This window comes from Mycoplasma sp. AC1221 (genome assembly GCF_054353815.1).
In genome coordinates, this window is the sequence record NZ_JBTHHH010000025.1 from 1 (window position 1) to 10,110 (window position 10,110).

The window sequence follows — 10,110 nt, forward strand, 5'->3', positions numbered from 1 at the left end:
TCCTTTTTTATCAAAAAAATCGCCGGGGTGGTACCACCCCGGCGTCCTACTTTAAACTTCCAGAAAGAGTTTGTTTTTTTTTTTTTTTTTGTAGAATTATATTATGGAAAAAGAAAAACTAGAATACTACTTTAAACCTGAGACATTATCAAAATTTGATGAAGGTCAAAAAGAAGTTTTAGAATTAATCATTAATACCAGAAATCTTAATAAGGATCATTTAAAAATCGCCGCAGATGTAAGGTATTCAGCAATACAGATGTTTCAGATATATCTAGCATTGAAAAAAGATGATAATATTGACAATCTTTTCTATATTAGACCAAAATATCCACTGCAAGAAATAAGAGCAACAAGAAAGGATATTGAAAATATCGAACGGATTAAAATGCTTCAAAATATTTATGATTCTTTAAGTAAATCACATAAAATTATTGAATCAAAATTAAATGATGTCTATTCTGAGGCTTCAAAAAAATGATAGAGGAATATGTATGCAAAAAGAACAAGAAAAATTAGAATACTATTTTAAACCTGAGACATTATCAAAATTTGATGATGACCAAAAGGAAATCTTAGAATTGATTATTAATAAAAAGGGATTTAATTATAAAGATTTATATCCAATAGCTGATGAGAGATTTTCTCCTTTACAAATGTTTCAAATATTACTTGCATTAGTAGAGGATGTGAAATATTCATTTTTTAAAAATGCAAAATATACATTTGAAGAAATAAGAAGTGTTAGAAAAGACCTAGAGGATATAAAATTCTGAGAAATAATCGAAAAAATCAGCAGGGAAATAGATAGATTTAATCAAGTTTTTATCGAAAAACTTGATAATATTATATATGCAATACAAAATATTCGTATTGTGCATGTGCATAATACATATGTTAGTCATAATCATTAATATATATTAAATTCTAGCTATAAATGTCAAATAAAAGAAAAACAAATTCCCTCAAAGTAGATGAAATTTTGGATGAATATTTTATCTTCTGTAATATTGATAAATATTATAATTATTTAAGAATTAGGAAGATACATATATCCTTAAAAATTGTAAATATTATTTTGTGACTTTTATTTTTTGCTTGCCTAATAAATTTATCAATATGACTTTTGTTTTATATTAGTCCTAAATATATTAATTTAATAAAATTTCCAAAATGAAAATATCAATATATTATTAGATCATTAATTTATACATTCTTCTCTCTACTAATTATAAAATATATATTTAGTTTAGTTGGTGGACATTTTAAATTTTTATATCGGAGTTTTATTTATTCACATAAAGGTTATAAATCATTTTGAGATGGGTTGGATAACACTTATATAAAAAATAAGATTTTAGAAAATATAGCTAATGGTATCGATATTGATATAAGTGGTGTTAAGACAAAATCCGATTTATATATTAAAACAAGCATTATTTTTAAATCCATTTTATTTATTTTATTATTATGTTACTCAATATTATTTATAGTGATTATTGATCCAGATTATAATGTTTTAGGTATTTTAAAGCACCGAGTAAACTTTAATCCTATATGACTCTTTATTACATTAAACACTCTTCTCTTATTTTTATTTATCAGTTGGTTTTTTAGAGGCGGAAAGGCATCATTCAATATAAATGACACTTTTGAAAAATGAATTCAAAATAAATATAAAGATTTTTTTATAAAACAAAAGTACGATGAAGAACAAGAACAAATAAGAAAAAGACATGAAGAATATTTAAAGTGAAAGCGTCCATCAGAAGATGAAAAGTTATAAAAACTTCCTACATAGGAAGTTTTTTACTAATTTACTAATTCTCTTCATCTAAATTTATTTATGCCAAGTTTTTTAATTTCTTTGATATTAGAAATAAATACTGCAATACCTGCTAATAAACCAACTAATGCGATTGCTAATGCAATACTGATAATAATTCTATATCCTTCTAAACTAGTATGGAATCCGTTATATGGTGTGTATGCTTTTCCGATAGCTGATGACATTGGATAAAATCATGCATCTAATGAGAAACCAATAAATGACATAACTCCTACTGATGAAGTATAACTACCTTTTTCAATATGGATTTCATTAAGTTGAGCATATCTTAGTGTTGCCATAGCTCATGTTAGTGAACCAATAAACATAAATAATAGAATACTTAATACAATAATTAAGGTATTAGCATTTTGAATGTATCCAATCAAGATAATAACAACAATAGAAGCGATTGCTAATCCTGTCGAAATTACCAAAAACATAATATATGAACGTGTTTTATCTGCTCAACCACCAATTACTCAAGAAATAAAGATTCTAAATCCATACGAGATAATTCCGGTTAAAATAAATGAAATTCATCCTGGTGCCCCATATTCATTAACCAGCATTTGTAAAACATAATAAGGAAAAACAGTTTGGAAAGTGTACATTCCCATTAAAAACACTGATAATGCTCATAGTTTTCAATTCTTAAGTTTCTTAAATCCTTCTTTTAAAGATGCTTTAAATTTTACTCAAGAAAACTTTTCTTTTGGTTTGTTTGGATCTGCTACCACTTTTTCTATTGGTCGTTCTGGAACCAATAACATTACCAAAATTGCAACTAAAATCAAGAATGCTACTACAATAAAGATATAAACAGCAAATGGAACACCTGATGATGGAACTTGGTTTTTGCTTAATTTTCCAATTCAGAATGTTGCAATTAAGAATCCTAATGCTCAAATTAAAATAAATCCGATGATTCCGTTAAATGAACTTTCTAATCCGTATGCATATCCTTGATTTTCTTTTTTAGCTTGTTGTGACACAAGCTTTCATAACGGACTTCAGAACACCAATGTCGATGTTACTCCTCAAAGTCCCCATATAACTGCATATTGTGCAAACAATGAAGCTCTCAATGCTGCTGTTTGTTGATAACTTCTTTGATTAAGCAACAAGATCGCAAACCACACTGCGATAATTGCTGTCGAAATAATCGCAATAAACAACAATCATCTGGAACTAAATTTGTTTGCTAAGAATCCGCCTGGAAGTTGGGTAACTAAAGTAACTATCCCGATGATTGCGATTAATATTGCAACTTGATCTTCACGAATACCTAAATATAAGTTAAAGTTAGGAATAATATTTTTAAGATAGTAAGGTACTGCTATCACAAAAACATCAGCTGCGGCAAGAATAATTAATGCAACAATTTGCTTTCAGGTAAATTCTTTTAACCTATTTAGCATTTTACTCCTTTCTAATTTTATAATGAATTTTATTTAGTTAAATAAAATTCAGATAGAATGCTAAAGTATTTAACAAAGTCTTCTAAAAATGAAACATGTCCTGTATTTTCAATAACTTTAACTGTAACATTTTTAGCGTGTGCTAAAAAGTATGTTTTTGTTTTTTCACAATTAATAATCATATCATTTGATCCTAAAACCAATAATGTAGGAACTTTAATACTTTCGATTCCTGCTTCAACAGCATTGTGTAAACTTACTTCAGCAAGTGAAAAACCTAGTTTCATTACATGTGGGTTGCTTGCTGCACCAGATTCAAAATATGCTCTTTGTTGTGCCTCAACACTAGGGTCTTGTAATGCTTGTAAATACACAGGTGATAAAGCACCTAACAGTGTCTTATATTCATCAAAGGTTTGTGGGGCAAACAATTTAAAGAATTCTTCTTTACGTTCTAATAAAGTCTTATTCATTGGTGAGACATAAATCATTTTAGCGAATAATTCAGGTGCTTTTTTGTATGCAAGCGAAATGGTTCCACCACCCATTGAATGTCCGATTAAAACTACATCTTTTAAATCGTTATCTTTAATAAATTTAATTAATAAGTCCGCAAATGAATCAACACTTACTTCATCACCATTTTTAGGTTCAACCATATTGTTGCCTGGAAATGCTAATGCATAGTAATCACTAAGTGTTCAGTGCTTCATAAATATATCGTGTAGTTCTGGATTTGAGTTAAATCCATGAACGAATATAATTGGATTTTTTGGTTGATTATTATCCTTAACAACTAATGGATAATCATATTTTAATGTTTTCATAATCTCCTTTATAATTTAAATAACACATTTATGGAAATGTTTTTATAATAAACATAATTATTATACATTTTTTTAATAATTAGGTTGTTTATTTTTTATTTATTTTCTAAATATATTAATTATATTTTATTTTTTCCACACCTTATTGCAACTAAAAGAAAACTAGGTTAATAACCTAGCTATTAAAATACTAATTTTCAAGTTTTCTTCATTTGTAATCTGTTTTACCAAGTCTTTTAAGTTCCAAGGTATTGCTTAAAAATACTATTACACCTGATAAAAATCCTAAGAATGCTACTGATAAAGCAACTAAGATAATGATACGATATCCTTGTAAACTCGGATTTGGTGCCCCTTCGGTTGTAAAATGTTTTCCAATACCGGCTAAAATAGGTGAAAATCAAGCATCTGATGATGAACCAATAAATGACATAATACCAACCGATGAAGCATAGGTTCCTTTTTCAATATGAACTTCATTAACTTGTGCATAACGTAATGTAGCCATCGCTCACACACAGGTTCCGATTACCACAAATAATAAACTACTAATTCCAATTACCACAAAAGAACTTTTTATATATCCTATTAAAATGGTTCCTGCAAGCGAAATAAGTGCCAATGTAGTAGCGATAATTAAAAATAATGTATATGAACGGCTTTTATCTGCTCAGATTCCAACTATTCAGGAAATGAAGATTCTTAACACATATGCTATCAAACCAGTTAGTATCAATACCAATGTTTGGGGTGCATGATACTCATTTGTCATCATTTGCAGAGCATAAAATGGAACCACCGATTGGAAGATGTACATTCCCATTATAAAGAAAGCTAATGCTCATAATTTTCAATTGCGAATTGATTTTCAAAATGAAAATAATGATGATTTAAATTTTGCATATGTAAATGGTGTTTTGGGTTTATTTGATTTTTCTCTTGGTTTTTCAGGAACAAAAAATAAGGTAAGCACAGCAATTGCTAATAAAAATACTGCTAAAATAAACACAAAAACTGAAAACGGTACACCTTGATTGCTTGCTGGATTTTCTTTAACTACTGGGTATCATAATTTAATAAATAAAAACAATAACACTCATACAAAAATAAATCCAATAATACCATTAAATGAATTAACTACTCCATATGCAATTCCTTGATTTTCCTTAGTTGCTTGTTGTGAAACAAGTTTTCAAAGTGGTGCTCAAAAGATTAGTGTGGAACTTATACCCCATAATCCTCAAATAATTGCATATTGTATATATAATCCTTCATTATTATCATAAGTATAATTTTTAGTAGTTAATAATGCAGCCCCGAATCAAAATGAAATCAAAGCAGTAGTGACACAGGCTCCAAATAACAGTCATCTCGAACTATATTTGTTAGCTAAAAAACCGCCTGGTAGTTGAGTCAATAACTTAACTATACCTATAATTGTTATCAAATTAGCAAGTTGATCCTCTCGGATACCTAAGGTTTGGTTAAAGTTTGGGATAATATTTCTAAGATAATACGGAATTGCAATAACAAATACATCAGCAGCAGCCAAAATCGTTAATGCTATTCATTGCTTAGGGGTGAATGATTTAAATCTCGCAAACATATTTTCCTTTCTTGTAAGAAAATAACATAATTTTATGTAAATGTTTCTATATATGCAAATTATATTATATAGTATTTTCGAATATGTAAGATTTTTTGAGTTGATTATAATTAAAATTATGCAAAAACATTGCTTTGTGGTATTTTTTTGCATAATTTTAAGGTGTTTCATTTCTTTTGATACCTTGTTTTTAAAACGAATTTTAAAACCAAAACAAACACATAATTTTGAATATAAATCTACGTATATGATATAATAAAGAAATTAAGGAGAAATATGATAATTAAGAACAAATTACTCTTTATATCTGCAAGTGTTTCCGCATTAGCACCAATTGCTTTAGTTGTATCTTGCAATTCAGGAAGTCATAAAACTGGCGAAGAAGCAAAAAGAGAAGTAGCAGATCAAATATTAAATAACTATGAAAATATTTATAAGAATAATAATACATTATCTTCATTAGGTGTAAGTGGAGTTTCATTTAGTATCGATGCTGAAACTAAAGAAGAAGTAAGAACAGAAGTGATAAAAGATTTAGCCGGTAAAGATGATGCTTTTGTGCAAAAACTTATTGAATATCTAAAAGATACAAAAGAAGCTACATCAGCTTATATATCAGGAAATACACCAAATGCAGCAAGTGGAGTAAGTAAACTTCAACAAAAATACGGGAGCGATGCTGTTCAACTTATGACAACAATATCTAATATATATCTAAAAATTACTCCAATTATCACTAAATCACTAACCAAAAATATTTCTGGTAGTTTGAATTTAGGATAAGTAAATTATAAATATTACTATTTAAATAAGGAAAATATGACATTAAAACGAAAATTTATTTCTTCTTTTACTGCTGCTTCTGTTATAATACCTGTTGCTTTAACAGTTGCCTGTGCTCCGATATACAATAGTCAAGAAGCAAGTAAAAAGTCACATCAAGGAACTACAAACGAAGAAGATATTAGACAGATCGCTAAAAATAATGAAAATATTAATGTTATAAAGCAGAACCTTGCTCAAAAATTTACTACATTAATAATATCACAAAGTTCTAGTATTAATAATTCATTAGGTATTCATATTTCTTTTCCTGCTGACTTAACTAATGAAATGAAACAGGCTGCTCTTGAGGGGTTACAGCAAGTTAACGATATTAATGAATTAAAAAGATTGGAATCTTTTATTGAAGATACCAAAAGTTTATCTCATAAAATTACTTCTTCTGCTTTAACAGGTAATATTGACCTTAATAAAATTCAAAATGAAGCAAATGCTTTAGAGAAAAAACATAACACACCCGAAGATAAAAAAATATTAGAACTATATTTAAACATTATCTCTAAAATGAATTCAAGGGTGTCTCAATGAGCAAGAAGTAAATCAAACTCAATCCCTAATACTTACTCTAATATAAATAATTATGGTTCATATGGTTCAAATATTTATGGTTTAGATTACAGGTAAAAAACTGTTTTTTATTTATAAAAAGTAGTATTATATATAAGTATTCAGAGGTTGTAATGTCAACTAAAAAGAAGTTATTTTGAATTACTACATCAGTTATTTCTGCTGCAACAACATCGGCAGCAGTTATTTTTAGTATAAATTCAAATAACGAAAATAATTTTATTCCAACAAAGACAAATATTTTTAATGATAAAGGAACTGGTGTTAAAAAAGACGATGAATCAAAAATGAAAGATTCAAAGGCTGATATTATCAAAAATCCTAAAAATACCGAAAACCATAAACTTCCTGATTTAGAACCTATTAATAAAAGACTAGAAGTTAAATTTACAACCAGAAAGGAAAATCTACTTGCTCAAATAAGCAGGACTTTACAACAACAGCTTGTCTCATACCAAGCAAATATTAATAATGAATCATCAAAAGATTTTTTAAGTGAAATTCACAGCAACTTAGTAAACTTAGAACCAAAAAATGTGGATAACTTAGTTAAAATTTGAAACAAATTAATTACTTTTATCAACAGCACAGAAGTTAAGACACCACAAAATCTAAATGATGAAATCGCCAAATTAAAGCAAGAATACAATAATCTGTATAAACAAGAATTTGAAGTATTTGAGAATATTATAAGCAAATATAATGTTATTATTTCTTTAAAATATAAAGAGCAACAAAAATTACACAGTTTTCCTGTCGTTCCAGATAATCCTATTAGTGATACTAAACAAAAACAACCAAGCGACAATAAAAAGATAAATAAAATAACAAAAAAATTACACGAAGAAAACATCAAAGAATTTATAAATGAGTATTTAATCTTTAGAACTTACAACCATTTAGAATTACTTAAAAATTATAAAGAGCAAATTTTTATTACACTTATCAAAATTATTAAACAACTTGATGCAAATGATGTTATTTTAAAACAAGCAATAATGCTTATGAAAGAAATTTCAAATAATATTTCAAAAGTTGCTGATTCAAAAGATGCGGATTATAAAAAGAAAGAAAATGCTATTTTAGTTAATCTAGTTCAAAAACACCAAGAGGCATTTTTATTCTTACAAAAAATAAATCCTATTTATTCCAAAATAGTTAAAATTATTAATGAAAATCAGAATCCAAAAGAAATAGACAAAATAAGTTAGATGAATTTAATCCATAGTTATAACTATGGATTTTTGTAAAAAATGAGATTTTATAAAATTTATCAACTTATTATGTTGTTTATTATATAACTAAGAAGAAAAGATTAATATAAAGTAAGACGCTGGGTTGGTACCACAACGGTGTCCTACTTTAGTGAATTTGGACAATAAATTGATATCAAATTATTGGTAAAGTTATATAGGCTGCACATATGTGAAGTTTTTAAAAAAATAACAAGCAAACTTGTTATTGGTCAATTATTTGAAATGGAGCGAGTAAAGGGAATCGAACCCTCATAGTCAGCTTGGAAGGCTGAAGTTCTGCCATTAAACTATACTCGCATCTTTATTTGCTATTTAATTATAGCACTAAGAGTTTTTTTTTAAAGAAAAAAATTATTTATTTTTTTAACTTGCTTTTTGTTAAAATATTTATATATTATCTATTTATACATAATTTTAGGAGAATAATGGGCTTTTTTAAGAATTTAATCAATAAGGTTTTTAAACGAGAGAAAAAAACAATTGAAGAAAAACAGCAAGAAATAGAGATCCAAAAACAAAAAGAAATTATTAATAGTGAAAAATTTAGAAAATACGAAAGCGGCCTTTCAAGTAGTTCAAATTTTGGTAAGCAACTTCTCGAGATTCAAAATCGACATTTAAAAATTGATGAAGATTTTTTTGACGAATTAATGGAGCTTTTAATAATGTCTGATATCAATTCTTCATTAGTTGATGTTATGCTTGAAAGAATTAAAAAGGAGGTTAAAACCAATAATATCGATGATCCAAAGCTTATTGGTGAAATAATTGCTGATCAAATGTTTTTAATTTATACAAATGATTCAGTGACTAATACACAATTAGATTATCAAGACAACAGGCTAAATGTGTTTATTTTTGTCGGAGTAAATGGTTCTGGAAAGACTACTTCAATTGCTAAGATTGCTTATAAATATATAAATGATGGTAAAAAAGTATTAATCGCTGCTGCTGATACATTTAGAGCGGGTGCTGTAAATCAATTAGGTGTTTGAGCTGAACGCATTGGTGCTGATATTATCAAACCAAATAAGAATGGTGAGGACCCTGCTTCTGTTGTTTATAAAGCATTAGAGAAAGCAAAAAATGAATCATACGATTTATTAATCATTGATACTGCTGGACGCTTACAAAGCAAGGTAAATTTAATGAAAGAATTAGAGAAAATGGTTGGTATCATCAAGAGATTTGAACCATCAGCTCCACATGAATCATTGCTTGTTTTAGATGCAACTACAGGACAAAACGGATTATCACAAGCAAAAAGTTTTAAAGAAATTGCTGATTTAACTGGTATTATTTTAACTAAAATGGACGGAACTTCTAAGGGTGGAATTGTTTTATCTATAAAAGATGAATTTGGTTTATCAGTTAAATATGTTGGTTTAGGTGAAAAACTAACTGACTTACAAGAATTTGATTTAGAGTTATTTATCTATCAGATGACTAAGGATTTAATTGATGTCTAAGAAGAGTTTAGAAAATTTAACAAAATACAGTAAATTATTTGAAAAATATCGTAATTTTTTAACACAAAATCAACAACAACTGTTTCAGTTATATTTTTATCAAGATCTCTCGTATGCAGAAATTGCTGAAATTGTTGCTACAACCAGAACATCAATTTATGATACAATTAAACATACCATACAAAAACTTGATAAACTGGAAGAAAAAATGCATTAAAAGCAAGGAAGTTTCCTTGCTCCCAAAATGCAATCTAAAAAGCTACACTATAAAAATTAGACTATTGTGTAGCTTT

Annotated in this window: 11 protein-coding genes and 1 tRNA gene; 8 read left to right on the forward strand and 4 right to left on the reverse strand. The window is 27.4% G+C overall.

The window, feature by feature from the left end; genetic code table 4:
- The first annotated feature begins 103 nt into the window (after nucleotides 1-103).
- From ACXYRK_RS03975 to ACXYRK_RS03985, 3 genes are all read left to right on the forward strand, one after another.
- Entirely contained in the window at nucleotides 104-484 is a 381-nt protein-coding gene (locus tag ACXYRK_RS03975; RefSeq protein WP_435129138.1) for a hypothetical protein, read from the forward strand.
- 10 nt (nucleotides 485-494) lie between these two features.
- Nucleotides 495-914 carry a hypothetical protein gene (locus tag ACXYRK_RS03980; RefSeq protein ID WP_458607744.1) on the forward strand — a complete coding sequence of 140 codons (420 nt, stop codon included), beginning with the start codon at nucleotides 495-497 and terminating at the stop codon, nucleotides 912-914.
- Nucleotides 915-1,126: 212 nt separating this feature from the next.
- On the forward strand, nucleotides 1,127-1,786 hold the full coding sequence (locus ACXYRK_RS03985) for a hypothetical protein (RefSeq protein ID WP_458607745.1): 660 nt from the start codon (nucleotides 1,127-1,129) through the stop codon (nucleotides 1,784-1,786).
- Nucleotides 1,787-1,812: 26 nt separating this feature from the next.
- On the opposite strand, the gene ACXYRK_RS03990 is transcribed toward ACXYRK_RS03985, so the two are convergent.
- From ACXYRK_RS03990 to ACXYRK_RS04000, 3 genes are all read right to left on the reverse strand, one after another.
- Nucleotides 1,813-3,249, reverse strand: a complete 1,437-nt coding sequence (locus ACXYRK_RS03990; RefSeq protein WP_458618234.1) for an MFS transporter — start codon at nucleotides 3,247-3,249, stop codon at nucleotides 1,813-1,815.
- Nucleotides 3,250-3,278: 29 nt separating this feature from the next.
- Nucleotides 3,279-4,076 carry an alpha/beta hydrolase gene (locus ACXYRK_RS03995; protein ID WP_458618236.1) on the reverse strand — a complete coding sequence of 266 codons (798 nt, stop codon included), beginning with the start codon at nucleotides 4,074-4,076 and terminating at the stop codon, nucleotides 3,279-3,281.
- A gap of 190 nt (nucleotides 4,077-4,266) precedes the next feature.
- Nucleotides 4,267-5,682: an MFS transporter gene (locus ACXYRK_RS04000; RefSeq protein WP_458618238.1), complete on the reverse strand. Its 1,416-nt coding sequence runs from the start codon at nucleotides 5,680-5,682 to the stop codon at nucleotides 4,267-4,269.
- Between the two features lie 276 nt (nucleotides 5,683-5,958).
- Here ACXYRK_RS04000 and ACXYRK_RS04005 point away from each other — a divergent pair, with 276 nt between their 5' ends.
- Genes ACXYRK_RS04005 through ACXYRK_RS04015 form a run of 3 tightly spaced genes read left to right on the forward strand, consistent with a single transcriptional unit; the run spans nucleotide 5,959 to nucleotide 8,303 of the window.
- The gene (locus ACXYRK_RS04005) at nucleotides 5,959-6,465 is read left to right on the forward strand and encodes a hypothetical protein (protein ID WP_458618240.1); all 507 of its coding nucleotides are present in this window, start codon (nucleotides 5,959-5,961) and stop codon (nucleotides 6,463-6,465) included.
- 36 nt (nucleotides 6,466-6,501) lie between these two features.
- Nucleotides 6,502-7,149: a hypothetical protein gene (locus tag ACXYRK_RS04010; protein WP_458618242.1), complete on the forward strand. Its 648-nt coding sequence runs from the start codon at nucleotides 6,502-6,504 to the stop codon at nucleotides 7,147-7,149.
- 56 nt (nucleotides 7,150-7,205) lie between these two features.
- Nucleotides 7,206-8,303: a hypothetical protein gene (locus tag ACXYRK_RS04015; RefSeq protein ID WP_458618244.1), complete on the forward strand. Its 1,098-nt coding sequence runs from the start codon at nucleotides 7,206-7,208 to the stop codon at nucleotides 8,301-8,303.
- A gap of 268 nt (nucleotides 8,304-8,571) precedes the next feature.
- Here ACXYRK_RS04015 and ACXYRK_RS04020 read toward each other — a convergent pair.
- Nucleotides 8,572-8,645, reverse strand: a tRNA-Gly gene (locus ACXYRK_RS04020).
- A 128-nt stretch (nucleotides 8,646-8,773) separates the two neighbouring features.
- Between ACXYRK_RS04020 and ftsY the strand changes: the two genes are divergently transcribed.
- Both ftsY and ACXYRK_RS04030 read left to right on the forward strand, forming a co-directional pair.
- Nucleotides 8,774-9,817, forward strand: coding sequence for a signal recognition particle-docking protein FtsY (ftsY, locus tag ACXYRK_RS04025; protein ID WP_458618245.1), 1,044 nt, complete (start codon nucleotides 8,774-8,776; stop codon nucleotides 9,815-9,817).
- A complete protein-coding gene (locus ACXYRK_RS04030) occupies nucleotides 9,810-10,034 on the forward strand; it encodes a sigma factor-like helix-turn-helix DNA-binding protein (RefSeq protein WP_458618246.1) in 225 nt (74 codons plus the stop codon). The genes ftsY and ACXYRK_RS04030 overlap by 8 nt, the downstream gene beginning before the upstream one ends.
- Nucleotides 10,035-10,110 lie beyond the last annotated feature (76 nt).